Annotated in this window: 19 protein-coding genes, 1 tRNA gene and 2 pseudogenes; 18 read left to right on the forward strand and 4 right to left on the reverse strand. The window is 29.6% G+C overall.

All coding sequences use genetic code 11. From position 1 onward, the window contains the following. The first annotated feature begins 21 nt into the window (after positions 1 to 21). On the forward strand, positions 22 to 1,923 hold the full coding sequence (locus OZZ83_RS12680; RefSeq protein WP_325066074.1) for a hypothetical protein: 1,902 nt from the start codon (positions 22 to 24) through the stop codon (positions 1,921 to 1,923). Positions 1,924 to 2,158: 235 nt separating this feature from the next. Then, a complete protein-coding gene (locus OZZ83_RS12685; RefSeq protein ID WP_325066075.1) occupies positions 2,159 to 2,731 on the forward strand; it encodes a tyrosine-type recombinase/integrase in 573 nt (190 codons plus the stop codon). A 19-nt stretch (positions 2,732 to 2,750) separates the two neighbouring features. Here OZZ83_RS12685 and OZZ83_RS12690 read toward each other — a convergent pair whose 3' ends face one another. Then, complete coding sequence (locus OZZ83_RS12690) at positions 2,751 to 3,668, reverse strand: hypothetical protein (RefSeq protein WP_325066076.1); 918 nt, start codon at positions 3,666 to 3,668, stop codon at positions 2,751 to 2,753. 535 nt (positions 3,669 to 4,203) lie between these two features. Beyond that, positions 4,204 to 4,824 carry a hypothetical protein gene (locus OZZ83_RS12695; protein ID WP_325066077.1) on the reverse strand — a complete coding sequence of 207 codons (621 nt, stop codon included), beginning with the start codon at positions 4,822 to 4,824 and terminating at the stop codon, positions 4,204 to 4,206. A gap of 377 nt (positions 4,825 to 5,201) precedes the next feature. Here OZZ83_RS12695 and OZZ83_RS12700 point away from each other — a divergent pair, with 377 nt between their 5' ends. The 14 genes and pseudogenes from OZZ83_RS12700 to OZZ83_RS12765 all read left to right on the forward strand — a co-directional run. After that, complete coding sequence (locus tag OZZ83_RS12700; protein ID WP_048968773.1) at positions 5,202 to 5,771, forward strand: recombinase family protein; 570 nt, start codon at positions 5,202 to 5,204, stop codon at positions 5,769 to 5,771. Positions 5,772 to 5,989: 218 nt separating this feature from the next. Beyond that, positions 5,990 to 6,202 (forward strand): preprotein translocase, SecE subunit domain protein, encoded by a 213-nt coding sequence (locus tag OZZ83_RS12705; RefSeq protein ID WP_325066078.1) that lies wholly within the window; start codon positions 5,990 to 5,992, stop codon positions 6,200 to 6,202. Positions 6,203 to 6,219: 17 nt separating this feature from the next. Continuing rightward, positions 6,220 to 7,635 (forward strand): hypothetical protein, encoded by a 1,416-nt coding sequence (locus tag OZZ83_RS12710; protein WP_325066079.1) that lies wholly within the window; start codon positions 6,220 to 6,222, stop codon positions 7,633 to 7,635. Further along, positions 7,628 to 7,864 (forward strand): hypothetical protein, encoded by a 237-nt coding sequence (locus OZZ83_RS12715; protein WP_159153987.1) that lies wholly within the window; start codon positions 7,628 to 7,630, stop codon positions 7,862 to 7,864. Before OZZ83_RS12710 ends, OZZ83_RS12715 begins: the two co-directional genes overlap by 8 nt. A 474-nt stretch (positions 7,865 to 8,338) precedes the next feature. Then, entirely contained in the window at positions 8,339 to 8,608 is a 270-nt protein-coding gene (locus OZZ83_RS12720) for a hypothetical protein (RefSeq protein WP_289868446.1), read from the forward strand. Then, a complete protein-coding gene (locus OZZ83_RS12725) occupies positions 8,589 to 10,490 on the forward strand; it encodes a hypothetical protein (protein WP_289868445.1) in 1,902 nt (633 codons plus the stop codon). Before OZZ83_RS12720 ends, OZZ83_RS12725 begins: the two co-directional genes overlap by 20 nt. A gap of 1,718 nt (positions 10,491 to 12,208) precedes the next feature. Continuing rightward, positions 12,209 to 13,570, forward strand: coding sequence for an HsdM family class I SAM-dependent methyltransferase (locus tag OZZ83_RS12730; RefSeq protein ID WP_325066080.1), 1,362 nt, complete (start codon positions 12,209 to 12,211; stop codon positions 13,568 to 13,570). A 19-nt stretch (positions 13,571 to 13,589) separates the two neighbouring features. Continuing rightward, complete coding sequence (locus tag OZZ83_RS12735; protein ID WP_325066081.1) at positions 13,590 to 13,883, forward strand: hypothetical protein; 294 nt, start codon at positions 13,590 to 13,592, stop codon at positions 13,881 to 13,883. A gap of 45 nt (positions 13,884 to 13,928) precedes the next feature. Further along, a complete protein-coding gene (locus tag OZZ83_RS12740; RefSeq protein WP_325066082.1) occupies positions 13,929 to 14,060 on the forward strand; it encodes a hypothetical protein in 132 nt (43 codons plus the stop codon). 3 nt (positions 14,061 to 14,063) lie between these two features. Further along, positions 14,064 to 15,221: a restriction endonuclease subunit S gene (locus OZZ83_RS12745; protein WP_325066083.1), complete on the forward strand. Its 1,158-nt coding sequence runs from the start codon at positions 14,064 to 14,066 to the stop codon at positions 15,219 to 15,221. Positions 15,222 to 16,364: 1,143 nt separating this feature from the next. After that, complete coding sequence (locus OZZ83_RS12750; protein WP_325066084.1) at positions 16,365 to 17,501, forward strand: recombinase family protein; 1,137 nt, start codon at positions 16,365 to 16,367, stop codon at positions 17,499 to 17,501. Then, positions 17,501 to 17,926, forward strand: a complete 426-nt coding sequence (locus OZZ83_RS12755) for a hypothetical protein (protein WP_131647950.1) — start codon at positions 17,501 to 17,503, stop codon at positions 17,924 to 17,926. The genes OZZ83_RS12750 and OZZ83_RS12755 overlap by 1 nt, the downstream gene beginning before the upstream one ends. Positions 17,927 to 18,177: 251 nt before the next feature. Next, entirely contained in the window at positions 18,178 to 18,462 is a 285-nt protein-coding gene (locus OZZ83_RS12760) for a hypothetical protein (protein WP_325066085.1), read from the forward strand. 346 nt (positions 18,463 to 18,808) lie between these two features. Beyond that, a pseudogene (locus OZZ83_RS12765) lies at positions 18,809 to 18,982 on the forward strand (metal-sulfur cluster assembly factor); the annotation flags it as partial. A gap of 188 nt (positions 18,983 to 19,170) precedes the next feature. Here OZZ83_RS12765 and OZZ83_RS12770 read toward each other — a convergent pair. Beyond that, positions 19,171 to 19,671 carry a GNAT family N-acetyltransferase gene (locus OZZ83_RS12770; RefSeq protein ID WP_002292172.1) on the reverse strand — a complete coding sequence of 167 codons (501 nt, stop codon included), beginning with the start codon at positions 19,669 to 19,671 and terminating at the stop codon, positions 19,171 to 19,173. Positions 19,672 to 19,966: 295 nt separating this feature from the next. On the opposite strand from OZZ83_RS12770, the gene OZZ83_RS12775 reads away from it, so the two are divergent. Continuing rightward, a complete protein-coding gene (locus OZZ83_RS12775; protein WP_002309428.1) occupies positions 19,967 to 21,487 on the forward strand; it encodes a hypothetical protein in 1,521 nt (506 codons plus the stop codon). Positions 21,488 to 21,508: 21 nt separating this feature from the next. Then, positions 21,509 to 21,592 (forward strand) — tRNA-Leu (locus OZZ83_RS12780). 225 nt (positions 21,593 to 21,817) lie between these two features. On the opposite strand, the pseudogene OZZ83_RS12785 reads toward OZZ83_RS12780, so the two are convergent. Beyond that, positions 21,818 to 21,936: pseudogene (locus OZZ83_RS12785) on the reverse strand (LysM peptidoglycan-binding domain-containing protein); the annotation flags it as partial.

Here is a 21,936-nt window from a genome sequence, read left to right on the forward strand (position 1 = left end):
ATTTGAAAGGTGATTTAAAGAATGAAAAATAATTGGATTAAGTTTTATGGCGAAAATGATTTATCAACTGGATTAGATTTAAGTAATGTAGAAACTTTTATCAATGACTTTATTTTAAACCCTATAATCAATACTCTTAATGAAGCAATTGAGATATATAATGTGTTAAAGTTTTTGGATTTGGGTTATTTTAAGGAAATGTCATCAGAAAAAATTTCTGAATGTAGAAAAAGTTCTCATCGACTATTAAACGAATATTTCGGTAAAGGAGAATTGTCAGAATACATAACAGAATATAGTGATTTACACTTTCAATATCAATCAGATTTTTGGGATATATTTGTTAGGTTCAAGGTAATAAAGAGGACAGAATATGTTGACTTCGAGAAAATTATTGATGAATATAAAATACCTATTCATTTATTATTAGAATATCAAAAAATATGTGAAAAGTATAAATTGTTTTTTAAGAAGAAACTATTGTCAAATCCTGTTTACTTTGAGTTTTTTCTTGATAAGTATGATTCTCCTAATATTAAAAACATTTATTTACCAGATAACTTATCTGATGAAGAAATAAATGACTGGGCTAGAAGATATTGTGAACTTGATGAAGCGAATATTAACTACTTAGAGCGAATTTCATATTGGAGCTTACATCATGAATATAAACTTGATTCAAGAATAATTTCAAAAGCAAGAAAGAAAAAAATAGAACAAACTGAAAAGACGATGTCCTTAAAAAATGGAGTATCTTGGAAAATGGCAGTAGGTCTTAAAGAAGGCTTAAAAACAGACTTTGAATTTGTGCAAGAAAGTTCTAGAGATTTGCAATTTTTGTTATCTAAAGATTGGATTGATGAGGAACATGATTACCCTACAATTTTGAATAATTTTATTTATTTTTTTGGTTTTTTTAACCATTTCTTTCAATTTTCTATGATTGATTCACCATATGAACATGGCGGTTTGTTAGAGATATTTCAAACTAAATCAAATTATGCTTATAATCAAACACTCATATCTGAATACCAAAACAATTTTTATAAGCTTTCTTTATTAGCATACTTTGATTATTTAACTTTCTTAAAAATTGATTTGGAAGAAGTTTTCGCTTTTTACTACAATGAACATTTAAAATCTGAGTATGGTTTTCCTGATTTTTTCTTTAATGCAAGTTCGAAAAGCTATACTTATTATGAAAGATGTAAACTGTTAATTCCAGAACTGGATAGTTTATTAAAACAATTTGATTTTGTTCAGAGATATGGTGAAATTGATTCTGATGTTTTCGAATTGGATTCAAAAATTACTAACTATCAGGAAATTAAATCATTGAGTGAAAAAAAATTTGTCTACTTTGATTCAAAAGAAAAGCTAAATTTTTGTAAATTAATCTTTAACAGCCAATCGAATTTATCATTCCCAGAAAAGAAAAAAGGTAGAAAGAATTTTTATGAGTATATTCAATATGGAATTTCGATTAATGACTTCTATGAGTATCAGAAGAAAGTGATAGATTCTCTTATAAAGGATAAAGTTTTGTATATTAATTTGGCTAACCAAATAAGATTTACAAATCCTACAAGTATAAGTTTTTATTATTTGTTGTGGGAGAAAGGTTATTTATCTACTCTATACCTGTCAGAATCAGATTTAAAAGTTATTGAGGAAGAAAATGTGAAAGGAAATGTTAAATATAGTAATACTTTATTTTCTAAACAAGAGAGTGATTATATTTCATATATAATGGATAATAAAAAATTTAGCAATGCATTGGCAATTCGAAACAAGATTACTCATGGTAGCTATGGGAAAAAACAAGACAGTGATTATAAGAGTTATTACTTGGAACTGCTTATGATTCTGATAATATTTACTGTTAGAATAAATGAAGAATTGGACTGTTACAAGAGTAATTAATCTTAAAATTATAGAATGACATTAGAAATTTATAAGTTGTATTTTAAATGTTCTACAAATTTGCAACCTCCAAATTATGATGCTATAAAGGTCCTTGTAAGGGATACTTTTGTAATTAGTATCCCTTGTCGATGCTGATTTATCAGCATCGAAACAGACTACAAAGATGATAAGGATACTTTAACTATTATTCAATGTAAAAGTATCCCTTTAGAACAGCATAGGAGGAGGCAAAATGACACGAAATATTATTAATGTAAAACCAATTAAGGACAAACAAGTGATGTTAGATTTTTTAACGGAATTGAAAAAAGGAAAACATGGAAAAAGAGACCATCTGATTTTTGTGATTGGTATTTATACAGGTTTACGAATTTCTGATATTTTGAATTTAAAAGTGTCTGATGTTCAAAATAAGACAACTGCAATTATTGTTGAGAAAAAGACAAATAAACAAAGAGAATTAAATCTATCCAATTTGACTAGTTTAATAATTGATTATTTAAATTCTTATCATGATGGACAATCTAATTGGTTATTTTATAGACCTTCTGACCACTCTAAACCGTTAGGAACCCATCAATACTATAAAGTCTTGCAAAGAGTCGCAAATGTTTTTGAATTGGATTATATTGGCACACACACGATGCGGAAGACGTTTGGTTATAAATACTATCGCCAATTTAAGGATATTCCCACATTAATGAAGATTTTGAATCATTCTAGTCAAGCAATCACGATTCGGTATATTGGGCTAGAAGAGGAAGAAATTCGAGCAAGTTTAGATAAGTTTAATCCTTTAGTTTAAATAGTAAAAAGCACAGTCTTTAAGATTGTGCTTTTTGTTTGTTCTTTTTTAGCTGAACAGTATTGAATTTCTTTTTATTCTGTTGGCTTTTAATATAAAGGTGGTGTGCAGTATTTAATTCGATTGTATCAGAAGAAAAGTAAAAAGTATTCTTAGATTTTGAATTCTTAGCTAGAACATAAAAGAAGTCCATTATTGAGCTAATTCGTTTTAGTTCATATTGCCTATTTTGAATTTTATCAAAATAACAAATTCTATTTTCAGATTCAATGTAGAGTAAGATATCATCGCGAATATAGTAAGTATTTCCAGCGATTTTTTTATAAGAAAAATCATCGAGTTTTGCTTCCAGTATAGGAATATATTCGATATTGGGAATAGATAGAATTTCAACCGCATCTAAAGAATTTGTATGATAATGAGAGTCAAGTTTATTAGTAATATTTGAAATTTTGACTGGAAATTTAGTTAGTATATTTTTTAGAAATTCTAAATACCAATTCATGTCTTCTTTGGAAATTAATTGATTGTATCGCACATTTGCAATTTGTTTTAATTGTTCGTTCGTTTTGAAGTTAATTTTGCCTGTGGCATAAGCTGAAAGATAAACTTCCTTATAGTTGTTATCTTTTGTGATAATTTGAATAGTTTCAGTAAACATAGCATAGTCAACAAGCTTTTGAATAATGTTGGCTTGACTATCTAATAGGCTTAAATTCTTAGAATCAAAATGGTTCGTATAAAAGAAATATTTTCCCAATTTTTGTTTCGTAATCATTTTGTTTTTTTCAAGGGTTTTTAATCGACTTTCTAAACTGATTCGATTGCACTGAAGCATTTTCAGTAGGGTGGATTCATAGATGCCATCTGAGTTATTTATTATCTGAAATAATTCTTCTGTGTCAATTGCTCGTTTGTTTACAAATTGTGTTGTCATGTTCACTCCCTCCAATAGTAATTTTGTATAATTGATAATATATTATATTTAGTAAACTTAATTGTTCATTCTCTAAACTATCCCTTAAAACTATCCATTCAATTTGCTGATTGTAAGTTAGTAGAAAATTAGGATAATTGTAAGGAGCAGCCAGTTAGAAAAAATTCACGGAGGTTTCCATTCAATTTTTTCAAAATCCTTTCAAATTTCCTGTAGTTTTAAAAAAGTTCTCACGAAAGTTCTCAAAAAGTTCTCATCTGCTTTTCTTAAAAAATGCCTTATGTAGGGTCAGTGAAGGGTTTATGAAGCCTATCATTTTTATGAATGTAGGGTTTATGAAGGGAGGTAAGTTAATAAAAAAGAGCGTTCAATTCCTAAAAGTATCCCACAAGAGTATCCCAAATTTATAAGTATCCTAACCCTACTTCACCCCTTAATTATATCATCCTAAAACAGATGATGGAAATTTGAATCTTGTCTTTAAAATTGTTGACAAAAAAACTCTCTAATAAAATTATTAGAGAGAAATCAAGTATTAATTGAGTATTATTACCTGTAAAGTATATACTGTTTTTCCACCATGAACATTGATGTATTTCATCTTAATTGTATTTACTTCACCGATTTTTAGTTTTAATCCTTTATTTATTCCCCAGCTTACATTTGAAGAATTCGCTTTACCTAAGTATATTTCTTTTTCTCCGTTAATACTTATATATGCTTCACGTGTCTTGTTTGTTCCAAATCCTTTATCAATAGCATCTTGTTTTACAGCAACATTAATGTCGGAAATACTATCAACAAGAACATATCCATTCTCTATTGTAGGTATTCCATTTGATGCTTGGCTTAGTTTAATTGTTCTTATTTCTGTATTATCTGGTGTCCAAATGATAGGTCCCCAATTCGCTCCTTTAAACCAAATATTAAAATAACCTTTAACTTCAAAAGAATTGTTAAATTTTCTCATACATTTACTATTATTAGTATCTAATAGATTGGTGTTCTCATCTATTTGTTCAAAAGAATCACAATATATTGTCGATAAGCTGGGTTTTAAAGTATTTCTAAATAATAAATAACTAATAGCTATAAAAATACCCAATATAATTATTGCAACAACTATAAATAGTCCTTGACTTGTTCCATTTGTCATAAAAAATGACCTCCTTCTTGTTATTTTATTGTAGTATAAATTATAGCAAGTACCTATCAGAAATCAATTTTATAGAACAGGATAATTTCTGTAAAAAAGCGTTTTTGTTAGAATAATAAAGTGTTTAAAGGGAAATAATAGAAAAGTAAAGGAGGATTAATTCGCTGGACATTTGTTATTTTTGATGCAATAATAAATGTATACCTTGATGAAATACACCATTGTCATATAAATAGATACAATATTGGATAATTGTATTCCCTCTATATGATAGAAAATCCCTAATTTGCTCTAGTATCCATTTTTTATGTGATACTAGGGTATTTTTGTATGGAAAATAAACAATTAAAATAAAGAAAGAAGGGAGGTTTTGCAGGATGACAAATAAAGTCATTGGATATATCAGAACAAGTACTAGCTCACAAGATTTAGGATTAGAAGTCCAGAAAAAGGCGTTAGAGCGGTATAAACCAGATATTATTTATTCTGAAAAAGTAAGTGGAAGAAAAGAGAAGCGAACAGAGCTTGAAAAAGCGTTAGAAAATTTAGATACAGGAGATACTTTACTTATCTATAATTTAGCTCGTTTAAGTAGGTCGAGCAAGCAGTTAGTGAATCTAATGTCAGAATTAAATGCAAAAGGTATTCATCTGAAAAGCATTCAAGAGAGTGTAGACACGAAAACAGCGACCGGAAGACTATTTTTTACCGTTTTAGCGGCTATTGCAGAATTTGAAGCAGAAAATATCAGTATCCGAACAAAAGAAGCCTTAGCGAATTCAAACAAGAAACTTGGGAGACCTAAAGTAAAAAATAACACGAAAAAGAAAGTTTTAAAGTTATATCAGAATAAAGAATTGTCACTAAATGAAATTGCTGAAAAATGTGGTGTTAGTGTGAAAACGGTCTATAATTTAGCTAAAAGTGAAGGTTTGTCAAGAAAATAGTACTTGCTATTTTAATGGACAAACGATAAAATTTAGTAGTATAACAGGGCAATTAATCGGTACAAAACCAAGGTTTTTTACCGATAATTTATTAAAAAAATAACTGACAGACAAAGACGAGTGTATCAATGTTTTAAAGATTGATAGATTGGTCTTTTTTTTATGCAGAAAAAACCTTGGATTTTTACGTCATTAAAAAGCTAGAAAGGATTGAAAAAATGGCACTTAAAGGTGGACGTATTTTTCAGGAAATGATAGAAGTACCTGACGAGAAGGAAAAAGGGTGTGGATGCATTGGTTGGATAGTATTATTAGTGTTTGCTATAACAATTCTGATACATGTGTTAGATTTTGTTTTCCAACATTTGTTTATTTCCTTTTTATTTGTCGCTGGAATAGTATTTGTGATTAGTTTATTTAATAAAAAATAACAGGAGAGGTGAATAAAATGAAAAAATGGGTAAAAATGACAAGTCTTGGCTTGTTATCATTTAGTGTGTTAGGTGCGTGTGGGAAAGAGCAAGATACTAAAGACAGTATAGAAGTTCAATCATCCACAGTAGAATCAACAACCCATACTAAAGAAAAAGAATCAATTATTCAATCAAAAACAGCGACAGATTACGATACGATTTATGTTCAAAATGAACTAGTAATCGGTCAAACTGGAGATGAAAGTTCGTATAATTGGACAATTTGCGATACATCATTAAATGAAAAAAATTCTATTTTAAATGCTGATATGAAAAGAGATGAACTTGCCCATTCATTGAAAACTGAAATGGATGTAATTTTAGGAAAAGAAGTTCCAATAGAAGATGAAAATGAAATATTATCTACTTATTTAGATGAAAATGGTGATTTGAAAGGGATTCGGTTAGGAGAACGAACAGTTGATAATCCTACATCTCTTAATACACTAACTTCTGGGAAATATGGAATAATTCCCTATCGTTTTTCTTCAAGAGTTACTGTAGATTATTTAGCAAATGATTATAGAGAAAAAGGGTTTTATACGGCTTATGGTAGTATGTCAGGCGATATAAATAAAAATGGCTATTTCACACTACTTGACCAAATGAATGATAGCAAGACAGGTAATGATACTTCTGTTCAGATTTATGATGCAAAATTGAAAGACAGTGGTGATAACCGTAGTGGTGAAAAAGATATAGCCACTAAAACAATCAATACAGTCAAATTAGATACAGCAACAAATATAAACGATAAAAATCGTCTATTTATCAGACAGTATACAAGTGGTTTAGTTGATGACCCTGCGATTTGGACGTTTTATGACTTGAATTCTGGTACGAGTTACAATTATCCATCAAATATAGAAATTGTTAAATTTGTTGACTATGGCATTGAAACACCAATTGGTGACGGCGAATTTTTAGGAGATATTGGTGAAGCAGAAAACTATATTTTTGAAGATTTAAATGAAAAAGTAACACCTGATGGCTCGACCCCATCTAGTATTGATTTTACACCAAGAAAAAAAGGGATTATTTCATCCGATGGAACAGTAATAAAAGAACCGTTTGCCTTTGAAATTAAGAAACCGAACATCAATGGAATTGCTCCATATAAACTAGAAAAAGAGGACAAGTATGGATTAATAAACGTAAATACTGGTGAAATTATCAAAGAACCATTTGCCCATACTATTCAACAATATAACGACAATGGATTATCAGCAATGACAGAATCTGAAGATGGGAAGTATAGCATTATTGATGAAAAAGGGAATATATTAGAAGAAACAGAATATATTTATATATCACAGCTAACTAATGATAATCTAGCAAGTTATCGAGAAGAAGCAAATGAAAGTTTAGGTGTGTTAAAAATTAATGGATAATTTAGTTCAGAAAAAATATATCCTTCATAAAGTGAAAACTACTTTTTTTAAAGCAAATATGACAATTTCACAGTTAGTCGTAAATAGTGTAGCCAATGAATTATATAAAGAGTTCAAGAAGTGTTCAGAGAAAGAGCAGGAACGTTTATTAGTATCTGATGAACTTGTGAAGTTACTTTGGGATAAACATGTGATAACAAAAGAAAAAGAATTATTAAAAGAGATATGATTTTATTCATGTCTCTTTTTTTGTAAAAAAATATCTTAAAATTTTTGTAAAAAGTCACTTAAAAAACGACCCTCGAAAAAGTCAATAAAATCAATACTTTTCTATTTGTTGACAAAATTTATATATTGTTGTTATATCAACGTTTTAAAACACTATTTTTGAAAAAACACCTCTCAAACGATACGAAAAAATTTTTGTGGGTAATTCTACGCTTAAATGAATCTGAGAGGTGTTTTTTAGTATGTAGATATACTTAAAATTTGAATAAACCTTGATATATCAAGGTTATTAAGTTGTTTTTATCTATTTAAGAAAGTCGTAGAAAAATGGGTTGTTATAAAAGACGATTTTTAATAAAAATACACTAATTATTTTTTATTGTCCGAATACGATATTCATCCTTGACTTCAGTTAAAGAATGATGATATAGTCCGGCAGCAATGATTAATAAAATAATTTATGGAGGACAACTATATGACTTCAAAAAAACTAACGAAAGAAGAATTAATTGAAAAACAAGAAAAAGTAAAAACTTGGTTGAATGTTTTAGATAAAATCTATGGAGTGAAAATGACCGTTTTTTCTAAAGCAATTGGTATCCACAATCAGAACCTACATAATTTTAGGAAGGGAAAGCGTAGATTGACAGAAGAAAAAACGATATTATTAGAGAAAGTGATTGTGATGAAGTATGGTAGATTGCTAATGTTGGAGGATAGTGAGTATGAAAGTGTATTTAAGTAATATTTTAAATAAAGAAAAACCAGACCAATACAAAGTAAAGAAGATTTCTAATACTATTTTAAATAATCTAAGACAAATGACTATTCAAGAGTTTGCGGAAGAATTGTCTGTAAATGGAAAAACCGTTGTGTTAGCGGAGTTATCAGAGAATAAGTTATCAAAAATGACACCAATAGTAGGACAAGAAGTTGTAATGTTAGATTTTGATAACAAGGATGAGAATAATTTATATACGATTGAAGATTTAGAAGCCGATTCTTTTATGCAGGAAAATGCTAGTTTTATCTATCGAACATTCAGTGACTTGTTCTCTGAAGTTGATAAATTTAGAGTGGTTTTTCATTTAGACAAATTAGTGTCTGAGAACCAAGAGATAGAACAAATTTATCAGGCTTTATTTAAAAAATATCCGCAAGCAGATAGTAGTGTTGGTCAAACAAGTAGGCTATTTTTTGGAAGTAATAGTGGCTATGAAGTCATAGATTGGGATAATCGGTTAGATACTAAGAGCCTACTTATTGATGAAAAGGTGGTAGATTCAAATAGTTTAGAAGTATTAAGTGGGGAAATGTTGAATGAAAATACACCAATTTATTTATTGCTAAAGTATAAAAGGTATGATTTAGTTAAGCAAAAACTCGGTAATGAACACAGCAATATTTTTCCTGATGATATTACAGCTTCTAATTATTTTAAAACAAGAGATATGCGAGAGTTTTTAGAAATATCTGATGAAAATCCATTCTATGATATTTTTCATGAAGAGGATAACCCAAGTGCAAGTGTCTATTTTGCAAAAGATATTCAAATTTATATGTATAAATGTTTTAGTGAGAGCAATCCATTTCATGGAGATATTGTAAAAGTACTAAAGGAATATTTAGGGTTTCGTTCCTTTTCTGAAGTGATGGATTTATTAATTGAAGTTACTAATAGTGAAATAAGTTATTTAAGTGAAATAGGTCAGGCTAAAAGAGATTATAATGATTTAAGAGACCAATTGAGATATAAACAGTTGAAAAATAATTATCCAGAGGTTTATAGTTATTTAAATCGTTATGAAGATGAAGTGATTGAAATAATGGATATTATGTTCGACTTTACTTATCTAGATAAAACCACAGGGAAGCTACAATATTTGAACTATTTATCTTTAGACAGAATCACAAAATATGTCAATGATAGGCTACACAAGAAGAATTCTAAAACTAAAATTTCTAACATAATGAACCTAATCATAGTAATGGAAATGGTTACAAAACTTCCTCCATCAGAGCTGCCTAAAGAATTAAAAGAAAAATTGATTGATAAACAACAAAGTGATTCACAACAGATTAGAACTAGCAATGTCTATAAGCCAAATATTGATTTAGCACATGTTTATGAAATAGCAAAAAAACTTAAAAGAAATAATGTAACGATTAATAGCCTTGGTTTTGAAGTCGTATATAGACTTTTTGGATTAGAGAAAGCTAAACAAGATTTTCCGCAAGCTTATAGTCCTTTAGAAGATAGAAATTTGATTGTAATGAGCGAGAAGGATTCCAACTTACCTAAGAAAAATGTTGACTTTGAAAATTTAGTAGTCAAAATTCTTTTCAGAGAACTCAAGAAGAAAGGCTATATATTTGAAGAGACACTAATAAAATTAGTAACAGAAAAGTTGAAAAATATTGAATCTAAGAAAAAGAATAAGGTAAATGGTTCAAAAATAAAAAAGAGTATAAGTGAACAAAGCACCAAACAACAATATGTAAAAGTCAGAGCTGATATTATTAATAAATATGATTTATCAAGACATAGAAATAATGTTGAGACAAATACTCTTTTGAAAGTAAAAGGTAAATTTAGTTCTAAAGTAATTATTTATAAAAATAATTGAAGATAAGACTAGAAACTCTGGAATGTTTAATCAAAAGTTTATGATGAATCATCAATGAATAATTCTTTAAAAATTATATAGAAAAATCTTTTTGAAAAAACAGGTTCATAAAGTTCAGAAAAACTAGGTATTTCTTTAAGGTCGTTTTTTAGGTATATATTAGTATATTCTTATATATACTTAAAAAACGACTTGTACTTTTTTCCCAGAAAAACTGATTTTTTTAAAGATATTTTTTTTAAAATTAGATATTTTTCTATAATAATCTATACCTAAAAAACGACATGCAAGTTTTGCCTAGTTTTATTGACTTTTAAGCATCTATTTTTTTAATTTTTATTTTTTGTATCTTAAAACATTAATAAATCGGTGGTTTCACCACCGTATCAAATAGAGATGCTAACTTTAGTAAAATAGCTAAAATTTGCTACCTAGAACTGTGTAATCTTTAGGAATTAAAGAGAAGGATTTATCTAAGAATGTTATATATAAAATGAATTAGCATGTTAGACAGGTAGTGTTTCTATCTGTCTTTTCTAATAGAAATCATTGATAATAAAGGACTATTTCTATATATTAAGAATATTATCTCTTTTTGTATCAATTCAAAATTGCGTATTGAACAAGAAAAATACGTATAGTTTATCCCTAGAAATACTGACGAAATTGATAGAAATCATTAGATACCTCTAGAGGTATCAAACGATGAGGCTAATAAAACTAGGGGTAAACTATCTGTTTTCGCACATATAAATACGCAAAAAATTATTTACACTTGATAATTGTGTGATGTAAATAGCTGTAAAACGTTGATATATCAGTATTTATATTTTATGGTGACAGCAAGATTCATCTTGCTTACTTAAAAGCACTGTCTAGGTTTAGTAAAATAGCTAAAATTTACTCTCTATTAGTGATTATGTATTTTTATATATAACAAAATTCTATGTTTATTTCTTTTTGTTTTACTAAATAAAAGTACTTGAAAAATCTATATGAACCTCTATCTAACAAGGATATACATAATAGTATATAAAATGAAGCAATGGAGTTTCTAAATAATAAAATAACTCGTAATGTGCTTTAAATAGTCTGTGTTATCTCTAAAGAGCGTTGAAAATTATTTTCGATAAATTATACGTAAAAATTTAAAACGTCTTAGAACGCAAAATAAGCAGCATAGAATCGATTGTAGAAATCTATAAAATATTTTTGAACTTTTAAATAGTAAAATGACTTTGTGGATATTATTTTAAATCATAATCTGACGGCAAGATAAAAATTTTACTTGTACCAGTTTTAGAATTTGAAAAATTATATGTAAAAATTGATATATAAACGTTTAAGCATAGTTTAGGTAAATCTTCGATACAAAAAACACCTTTCAGATAACTTTAAGCGTAGAATTACCCACAAATTTTTCTTCGTGTCGTCTGAGAGGTGTTTTTTGAAAAATAGATATAAAAATCGTTGATATTACAATAATATGTGATTTCTGTCAACAAGTATAAAACTATTGATTTTACTGGCTTTTTTGAAGGTCGATTTTTAAGTGCTTTTATCTAAAATTTGATGTCTAGAATTACATATATAGCGAGATAGTAGTACTTGTTTTATAAAATAGATGAGTGTACTTACTTATGCTATAATCTTTATGGACAAATTAAATTTAAAATCAAGCAATATGAAGATATTATAATACATGGAGGAGCAAATCTATGAAAAGAATTGACATTATAAATAAAATTGGGAATAAATTCCATTCAGGGAATACTGAAACAGGAGAATACAGCTATGCGAAAGCTTTAAAATCAATTGGGAAAGATATTAAAGAGTATCAAAGATGTAAGACAGGGACTAAACATCAGTATTTAGATATTCGTTTTGAGAACGAGAGATTGGTAGTTTTAGTAGAGTGTAAAAGTAAGTTTTCTAGATGGAGCAAAGAGAAAATACAGAATCAGTTACAAGACTATGTGCGTTACGAGAAAGCATACTCAGATAAAAAGATTGTTGCTATTTTAGCAGAAACCGATGGAGATGAAGTCTGGACTTGGTTTGGTCAGTCTGTAATCATTGATGATGAACATATGAAGACCTCTGAAACTACAATCAAAACTTTTGAAGAATATGAAGAGCTTTGCTTTGGAAAAGTTAATGATAAAATAAAAGTAGTAGATTCAATTAAAACATTAAATGAAATGTTACATTCTGATGGTATATCTGAAAAAATAAGAAGTCAATTTGTAGGGACTTGTTTGTTAGCTTTAAAAAATGGACTAGTTTATAGAGATATTCAGGAAAGTATTGACCCAGATACGGGTGCAACATTAAGCCCACAACAGGTTGTGTTAAACAATATTAGAAATGTTTTAGAAGGCTTGTTGTCTAGAGGTGGTGGAATAAATAAGCTAAGTAAATTGGCGATATTGAACAATAAAGTATTAGATAATCAAGATGTAATTAATCTGAGTTATCAAGAGTTAAAATTGATTTTAGAATTTATTGATACAAATGTTGTTCCTTATATAAATGATAAAAATACTGCTGGTCAAGATTTGTTAAATTTATTTTTTACAACGTTTAATAAGTATGTTGGTAAAGCAGATAAAAACCAAGCGTTTACCCCTGACCACATCTGTGATTTTATGAGTAAGGTTTTAGAGGTCAATAAACATTCTAGGATTTTAGACCCTTGTTGTGGAAGTGGTGCTTTTTTAGTTCGTGCGATGACAGATGCTATGGATGATTGTGAGACTGAAGAAGAACGTGAAATTGTTAAAAGAAGTCAGATTTACGGGATTGAGTATGAAGAAGGGGCTTTTGGATTAGCTTCTACCAATATGTTAATTCATGGCGATGGAAATTCGAATATTAATCAAGATTCCATGTTTAATAGAGGTGAATGGATTAAAGAAAATAATATAGATATAGTTTTAATGAATCCACCATACAATGCTACGAAAAAACATTGTGACCCTGAATATACTAAAACATGGGCTAGCAACACGAAACAAGACCCTTCAAAAGGGTTACATTTTGTTGAATGGGTAGCTAGGTATATCTCTCCAAAAAGGTAAAATAGCTGTTTTATTACCTATGCAGACAGCCATAGGTAATAGCAGTGAGATTAAATCATTTAAGAAAAAGTTACTAGATAAATACACTCTAGAAGCAGTTTTCTCTTTGCCAAATGAAATGTTTTATCCAGGAGCGTCTGCTGTTGCATGTTGTATGGTTTTTGATTTGTCTCAACGTCATGAAAAAGCAAATAGAGATACTTTTTTTGGTTATTATAAAGATGATAATTTTATTAAAAGAAAAGGTTTAGGAAGAATTGAAAAAGAAGATGAGTTAGGAAATAGCTTGTGGGAGCAGACTAAAAAAAATTAATTAGAATTGTATCGAAATAAACGAGAAGTTGCTGGATTGTCTGTGATGCAAAAAGTTTCTTATGATGATGAATGGTTAGCAGAAGCATATATGGAAACAGATTACACAAATTTGAATGATAGTGATTTTCAACAAACAATTAACGAATATCTATCGTACTTGATTAAGGAGCGATAATTTATGATTGGTACAGATACAAAAAATTGGAAACTTTTTGAGTTTAATAAAATTTTTGAAATAAAAAAAGGATTTTATAATAAAAAGCCAGAAGCAAGTGGAGAAGGGAAAATTCCATTTATAGGGGCATCTGATAAAAATCATGGTATTACTGAGTATTATACTTATGAAGAAATAGAGAGTACATCTAAAACTGGGGTTGGAAATAACGCATCAGTGGAGGAAAAAATATTTAAACCTAATGCAATTTGTGTAACTAATAATGGTTCTGTTGGATATGCTTACTATATTGAACAAGAATTTACCTGTTCCCATGATGTTAATCCTTTATATTTAAAAAATGGTGAATTTAATTACTTCACGGGAATGTTTGTATCTTCTATAATCATGAAAGATAGATATAGATGGGGATACGGTAGGAAGTGGCGTCCTATACGTATGGCAAATTCTAAAATCAAATTACCAGTTGTAATGAGGAGTGGAAATTTTGTTTTGGATGATAAACATACTTATTCTAACGATGGCTATATACCCGATTGGGACTATATGGAGTCGTATATCAAGTCGTTGGATTATAAGATACCTGAAACCGGTAATACAAGCATACCATATGAATTAAATACAAGCGATTGGCAGGAATTTTTATTAATAGATTTATTTTACACAAGTATGGGGAATGGTATCGATGCAATAAACACTACTAATACTATGCCTAAGTATAAATATGTTACAAGAAATAGAAATAACAATGGTATTGTTGATGTTGTCGATAAAATAGAAGGGGAAGTTCCTTTTGACTCGGGGGACATGACGCTAGCATTGGGAGGGAGTTATTTAGGAAGTTGTTTCGTTCAAAACGCCCCTTTTTACACTGCACAAAATGTTGGTGTTTTAAAGTCTAAAGTAAAACTTTCTATATATGCAAAATTATTTATAGCTACGATAATTAGGCATGAGTGTCGAGTAAAGTATCAAGCTTTTGGTAGAGAGTTAAATTCTCATTTTAGAAGAGATTTTGTTCTGAAATTACCAGCTCTAAAAGATGGTTATGGGAATTTTATTCTTGATGAAGATAAAAAATTTTCGTCTAAAGGCTATATACCTGATTGGAATTTTATGGAAAAATATATTCAGTTGTTTCCAAATGGCGATTTAATATAAATTAGAAAATTGTTATGATGAAATAAGATTTGGAATTAAAAAGAATCAAAGAGAGTGTGATATCCTTTTTTTGATTCTTTTCCTTTTTGTAAATATAGTATTTTGACTTTCAATTGTATAGTGAATTACCTGTAATTATTATCTTAGATTCATGTAATAATTTAGTTGCTGAATAGGAGCTATAGTAAACTACCTGTTTTCACACATAGCTTTACGCAAAAACTTATTTACATTTGATAATTGTGTGATAAAAACAGCTGTAAAATAGTGATATATCAGGATTTGGATTTTTAAGTTGCATCTTGCTTACCCGACAGTAAGTAACATAGATGAAATTTGCGGTCTAGAATTTAAAGATATAACAAAATAGTTATATTTAGACGCCAATTGATTTTTAAATATTTAATTTAAAATAAATTCTACAATCATCATTAGAACAAGAATATATAATTAAGTTTTTGATTAGTAAAATAACTAATGTAGATGGGATTTTGAATAGTTTATATTTATTCCTGATAGTGTTTGAAATCATTTTCGATAAATTTATACATAAAAAACCAAAACGTCTTTAAACACCAAACAAGCAGCATAGAATCGTTTTTAGAAATCTATAAAATATTTTTAAACTTTTGAATGTTAAAATGGATTTGTAGATATTATTTTAAATCATAGTCTGATGGGAAGCTAAAAAATTTAACTTGTACCAGTTTTATAATTTGAAAAACTATATGTATACATTGATATATATACGTTTAAGTATAGTTTAGGGAAATCTTCGATACAAAAAACATCTCTCTGATGAAAGTTAGTGATTAATTCCCCATAAAATTTTTTCGTTGCATATGACAGGTGTTTTTGAAGAATACATTAAAAAGCCATTGATATTATAGCAATCTATTAATTTTGTCAACGAGTATAAAATTATTGATTTACAGGCTTTTTTGAAGGTCGATTTTTAAGTGGATTTTATTTAAAATTTGGAGATAGAAATAGGAGTATTTCAGTTTTGAATTTTCCATGTATAATAAAATTGTTTTTAGCATAAAGTGAATTTTTGCATATCTGAAAGGAATATACTTGGTAAAATATATCCAATTATCATATAATTGATTTGTAGGTTTTTCAATTTAGGATGTGAAAATTGTGAAGAAAAATGATTCTGGAAAGGAGAAGAAGGTAACAAAGCAACAGAAAAAAATACAAGATGCGTTTGATAATAATCGTAAGGTAGAAGTTATTCCTGCAAAAATATCTGATTCGCATATCCAGAAGAAAAGAGTAGCTGCATATTGCAGAGTAAGCACGTATGCAGAATCCCAATCGGGGAGTTTCGAGCTACAAATACAATCGTATAAAGAGAAAATTAGGTTGAATCCTGAATGGAAACTAGTTGATATTTATGCGGATAGAGGAGCATCGGGTACCACTATCAAAAAAAGAGAACAATTCAATCGTATGTTAAATGATTGCCGATTGAATAAGATTGATTTGATTATTGTGAAAAGTATTAGTCGATTCTCAAGAAATGTATTAGATTTTATTTCAATTTACAGGGAATTGAAAGCGTTAACTAATCCTGTAGGAGTATATATTGAAGATTTGAATATAAATACTTTAGATACTACTAGTGAAACATTATTATTAATGTTAAGTGTAGTAGCACAAGCAGAGAGTGAACAGAAGAGTGAAGCTATTACATGGTCTATTATTGAACGATTTAAAAAAGGATTACCTATAATTCCCACACATAACTTCTTAGGATTTACTAAAGATAGATTTGGTAAGGTTGTTATTGAGGAATCAGAAGCTGAAATAGTTCGTTTTATCTATAAAAATTTTCTTGAAGGAGTTCGGGCTGTTGATATAGCAAGTCTTTTGAATGAAGCGAATATACCAACTGTAGCAGGCAATAAGTGGAAATCTTCATCGATTTATCGTGTGTTAAGAAATGAGAAGTATTTTGGCTTAGTTATTATGCAAAAGACTTTCACTGTAGATTGTTTTTCACACAAGAAAAAAATCAATCGTGGTGAGAAACCTCAGTATTTATTAAGAAATGGATTGCCTGCTATTGTATCTGAAGAAGATTGGGATTTGGTTCAAGAATTATTGTTAAATCCAAGAAAGGGATTCAAAAATAAAACTGTCAAAAATATTGAAAAACCTAAAACTTTTGTTTCTACTATTAAATCAGGGTTATTTAAAGGATTTATTGTGATTGATGCTAAATGGTCAAAAGAGGAAGTTGTTGAAGCATTGTCGAAAGGAGAACACCAATAATGAGTAAAATAAATTTTGACGATTACAGTTTTGAAGTAATCAGTGTTGAAACTACAGGAAGTTATTTGTTGACCCTTAATAAAAATTCTTTAACGTTTGACAAATCAATTGCAGAAGCTTTAGGTTATACAAGTCATGTAAAACCACTTTTAGATAGAGAAAATAAGGTATTTGCTATTCAAGCATGTAAAGCAAATTCTCTAAAGTCTATTCCGTTTTCAAAACCTGAAAGTCAACAAAAAGGAAGTATCAAGATGCAATATGGTGCAATAAGAAATATTCTTCGGTCGTTAATGGGTGACCAATGGAAAGAAGAGATGAGGTATCAATTTAAAGGAGATTTAATACCTGATAAAAAAGCAATGATTTTTGAGCTAGAAAAGTTTGAAGAACTATTACCATTTATTCCTAGGAATATAAAATAAATAAGATTTCTTATTGAGTTAAAAAATCTATCCCATTAAAGACTGGGTTTTTTATATCCCAAAAAATTAGGGAACTGTTATAATCAGATAGAATATTTAGTGAAAAAAACTTTACTTTTCCTAAGAGTGCCAATCAATCTGTGATAAATAAATGATATGTACTTTTGAATCTAAGTATAATGTGTTTTACGTATGCAATAAAAGTCTTTTTGAGTTGTTTAATGGATAAAAAAATAATAAAGGAGGCTGACATGAATATCCAAAGAGCATTAATTGAGCTAACGATAAATGGCGTAGTTACGTGCGAACAGCTTGCCTATTTTTATGATGATTATCATGGAGATAGAGAATTTTCAGATGCTGTTAATTTCCTGAGCGGAAGTATTGTAATAGATATGGCTCAATTAAAGAATGAATTGTATGCTTCTGAAGATTCACATGTATTAGGGGCTGTAGAATACATGCAAAAGCATTATCCTTCAGCAGTTTTATTAATCAATTTAATTCCTAAAGATAAGAGAAAGTTCATTCATTGAAATATGATTCGTTAATTTAAAACTGTATCTTTGTTATAAACAGGTGAATAATTAGTGGCGATTTTGGGTTGTTTTTATGGAGATGTATCTAAGCATATTTTTAATGTTGAATTATTTATTTTTTTAAAAAATTTTACTGGACTACAGATAAGATGCGTAGAAAAGTCCTCATTGAGTATGTAGTCCAAGCCATTTTAAGGGACAATTCAACCATTTTTTGAGGTATAATAAACCTACAAAAGTTAATAAAAAGAACAGAATTTTGGCTTCTAAGATGCACTGGAATCGATGAGATACTATCGCTTTAATGCAGGAAAAAGCGATAGAAATGCTGATATAACAGCACTTGACCTTAACAACTATGGGCTGTCCATTAGCAGATATTTTAACAGAATCTATCCATGACGCATTAAAAGAAGTGCCAGAAGTAACGAAAGCAGAAGTCAAACTAGTCTGGTATCCAGCATGGACGACCGATAAGATGAGCCGTTATGCACGGATTGCGTTGGGGATTCGATAGGGATCTTGACTGACTAGCTATGAGAAGCAAATAGTAAAAACAAAAAACCTTTTATCCTTTCTAGAAGAAAAGAGATAAGAGGTTTTTTTGTTTATAAAATTTTGTCTGCTATATTAGAAGTTAATCAAATAAATGTGTTCTATTGATAAAGGACATTCAAATCTCTTTTCTTTTGCCATCCATATTTTTTACATCAATTTGATTTTCGTATAGTATTCTTTCTCATCTTCACGATAAATCGTGGCCCCATTTTTTTGCTGCGCCTTAAGACTGCCAAGATTTTTTTTATTTACAGACAAAAGTGCCTCATCGATGCCGATTTTTTTTGCCTCTTGTAGTACTAATGCTAAACCTTGTGTTGCATATCCTTTTTTACGATAGTCAGGGGAGATGCCGTAACCGATATGGCCAGCGCCGTTTCTTAATGATTCGTTCAGTTTATGGCGCAGATTAAAAATTCCTACATACTCATGTCCATCATTTTCCAAAATAAAGACGGTTGCGGGAACGTAATTCTCAGGAAGATCAATACCTAAAGAAGTGTTTTCGCATTTTTTTACATAATCTAAAAATTCAGCAAGTGTATAGCCATAAGCACTGTTGATAAATCCATTCTCGTTTGGTCCGAAGCTAGTTTGCAGCCGATAAGCTTTCTCCAAATCTGCTTCCCATAGTTTGATCAATTTCATCGAATCCGCCTCTTCCTAAGTAAACATATTTTTTCTACTATAGCACTATTTTGGCGAATAGCCATTCTTATTTTTATTTTTTTGTGATGTATCGTATTAAGAATAATTTAACAAAATAAATGATTGCAGATTTTTGTTATTTATTGTATTGTTTTTATAATAGATGAATCCTCGTTATCTTTTAAAAATGATCTTATTGATTGATATTGAAAGTTCAAGATAAATTGAATTTTTAATAAATGTGTTATTTAAAGTTTTTTCGTCCGTTGCTTATGATCACTAGAAAGGAGATCTCGTGAACTACTTTAGCGGTTATAAAAGAATTCCAGAAGGATGGCGGCAAACAGAAGCAAAAAATGATCAGTATCAAAATGAAAGAAGAAGACAGTTGTTGGAGAAAATGCAGCAAAAACAGCTGAATCGAGAGAAAAAGAAGAACAAAGAAACGAAGAAAAAGCAGCAAAATAAAATAGCTACCGATCCCAGAATCGTTCGTTTAAACAATGAAATGAATCAATTGAAGCAAGAATTGAGTAAAGCAAAAAAACAAGTAGCTACTGTGAGCAAGAAAAGAAGAGAGGACAAGAAACACATCAGAGAGCTGTCACAGCAACTCGAACGACAGCACCAACAAGCAAAAGTAGAAAAAGAAGAGATGAGACAAAAAGCCATCGAACAGCAGAGGAAAACAGAACTATTGTATCAAAAATTAGAAGAAGTGGGCTGGGATACAGATAATCACGCACTTCAGGAACTCCAAAAACGTAACCAGATCATCATTTATTTGCTGCAAAAAAATAGCCAAATGCAACATTATCTAGAGAGAATACATAAAGCGTCAGATTTATTAAAGAAAAGAAATGATCGACTGAACAAGAAATTAGAAAAGCTTTCAAATAGAAATGCTACGTATCTGAAAATCATGGAGAAGAAAAAACAAGAACTGCAACAGTTGTATAAAGTCAACCAGCGACAAACAGAACAATTAGCAAAGAAAAAACAAAACTTCGTACAAGCAGCTCCTCAAGATCTGATCCATGCATTGATCCAACAGTTAGATACCCAATCATTTTATAAGTTCAATCAGCTGAACAAGCTGTTCAATAGGTATCAATGGATCTTTGAACAACAAGCGAATAATTTGCAGTATCAAGAAACAAATATTTTTTATGGTTTTGTAGAAATAGAAGAGGACAACATTTATTTCTATGAGGTCAATACGGAGCAAAGAAGACCACTGATAGTAGAAGAGAGCTTTAAACGCAAAGATCTTTTAACAGATGGCATAGCAGTACGAGTACATCAAAAAATAGTAGACGGTCCAGTATATCTAAGGTATTGCTATCCTATCGTTGAACAGAATAAATCAAAAAGAAGAAGCGACAAATATCTAAAGAAAACAAGACAAAAATCTAAACAGTCAAGTAAAAAGCAATTGAGCATAGACGCTGAAAAGTGGGCATCATCACTCAAAATTGCTGTGATCGGGAACAAACAAATAAAAGGATTCGTAAAAGGATTGCAGAAATATGTAGGAGCTGTCGAAAGAATCGATGCATATGAGTACGGGGAGAAAGCACTATTTGAAAGAATCCGTGCTGTTGACTATGTCTATGTTTGCATCGACAGCGTCCCGCATCATGTGACCAATTTTCTGAAAAGTGAAATTGAGCTTATGGAAAAAACAGAATTTTTTTATCGCCCTTCAATAGATGATGGAGTTATTCGGATGAACTATTTGTATTGGTTGCAAGAGGGGAAACGCGTAGAGAAAAAAAAGAACAAAAAATATGTTCTTGACAAAAAACAAATGTAATCCTAAACTAGAACATATGATGCGGCTATGGCGGAATTGGCAGACGCGCTAGCTTCAGGCGCTAGTGAGGGCGACCTCGTGGAAGTTCGAATCTTCTTAGCCGCATAATTTTTATATATACTGAGAAAAGATGTCGAGGGAGAGATCCCATCGGTATTTTTTTATAAAAACTGATATAAAATAGATTTCGGTAAGAAAGTCATAGAAGTAATAGATGAGCAAAAAACTCGCTCTGATGTGACAAAACAACTCAAAAAGAGGCCATGCGATGTATTCTTTCGCATGGCCTCTTCCTATTTTGAATGTGTTTAAACGTTCAAATAATGAATCTTAGTACCAACCGTTTGCTTCCCAGAATGCTTTCGCAGCTTCCCAAGAACCATAACGTGAAGCAACATATTGTTCTGCCACTTTTTCTTGGTTCGCAGCAGAGTAATCACCATTCAAGT

Origin of the sequence: Enterococcus sp. E5-162, from assembly GCF_035725965.1 — a bacterium.
Lineage (GTDB): Bacteria > Bacillota > Bacilli > Lactobacillales > Enterococcaceae > Enterococcus_B > Enterococcus_B lactis.

What these genes read in the sequence shown, in the direction of transcription:
- OZZ83_RS12735 (WP_325066081.1), top strand. Translation starts at nt 13,590, where the DNA reads ATGCAGACAGCCATAGGTAATAGCAGTGAGATTAAATCATTTAAGAAA.
- OZZ83_RS12770 (WP_002292172.1), bottom strand. Translation starts at nt 19,671, where the DNA reads ATGAAATTGATCAAACTATGGGAAGCAGATTTGGAGAAAGCTTATCGG.
- OZZ83_RS12730 (WP_325066080.1), top strand. Translation starts at nt 12,209, where the DNA reads ATGAAAAGAATTGACATTATAAATAAAATTGGGAATAAATTCCATTCA.
- OZZ83_RS12715 (WP_159153987.1), top strand. Translation starts at nt 7,628, where the DNA reads ATGGATAATTTAGTTCAGAAAAAATATATCCTTCATAAAGTGAAAACT.
- OZZ83_RS12755 (WP_131647950.1), top strand. Translation starts at nt 17,501, where the DNA reads ATGAGTAAAATAAATTTTGACGATTACAGTTTTGAAGTAATCAGTGTT.
- OZZ83_RS12685 (WP_325066075.1), top strand. Translation starts at nt 2,159, where the DNA reads ATGACACGAAATATTATTAATGTAAAACCAATTAAGGACAAACAAGTG.
- OZZ83_RS12710 (WP_325066079.1), top strand. Translation starts at nt 6,220, where the DNA reads ATGAAAAAATGGGTAAAAATGACAAGTCTTGGCTTGTTATCATTTAGT.
- OZZ83_RS12720 (WP_289868446.1), top strand. Translation starts at nt 8,339, where the DNA reads ATGACTTCAAAAAAACTAACGAAAGAAGAATTAATTGAAAAACAAGAA.
- OZZ83_RS12705 (WP_325066078.1), top strand. Translation starts at nt 5,990, where the DNA reads ATGGCACTTAAAGGTGGACGTATTTTTCAGGAAATGATAGAAGTACCT.
- OZZ83_RS12700 (WP_048968773.1), top strand. Translation starts at nt 5,202, where the DNA reads ATGACAAATAAAGTCATTGGATATATCAGAACAAGTACTAGCTCACAA.
- OZZ83_RS12760 (WP_325066085.1), top strand. Translation starts at nt 18,178, where the DNA reads ATGAATATCCAAAGAGCATTAATTGAGCTAACGATAAATGGCGTAGTT.
- OZZ83_RS12680 (WP_325066074.1), top strand. Translation starts at nt 22, where the DNA reads ATGAAAAATAATTGGATTAAGTTTTATGGCGAAAATGATTTATCAACT.
- OZZ83_RS12740 (WP_325066082.1), top strand. Translation starts at nt 13,929, where the DNA reads ATGCAAAAAGTTTCTTATGATGATGAATGGTTAGCAGAAGCATATATG.
- OZZ83_RS12745 (WP_325066083.1), top strand. Translation starts at nt 14,064, where the DNA reads ATGATTGGTACAGATACAAAAAATTGGAAACTTTTTGAGTTTAATAAA.
- OZZ83_RS12725 (WP_289868445.1), top strand. Translation starts at nt 8,589, where the DNA reads ATGAAAGTGTATTTAAGTAATATTTTAAATAAAGAAAAACCAGACCAA.
- OZZ83_RS12690 (WP_325066076.1), bottom strand. Translation starts at nt 3,668, where the DNA reads ATGACAACACAATTTGTAAACAAACGAGCAATTGACACAGAAGAATTA.
- OZZ83_RS12695 (WP_325066077.1), bottom strand. Translation starts at nt 4,824, where the DNA reads ATGACAAATGGAACAAGTCAAGGACTATTTATAGTTGTTGCAATAATT.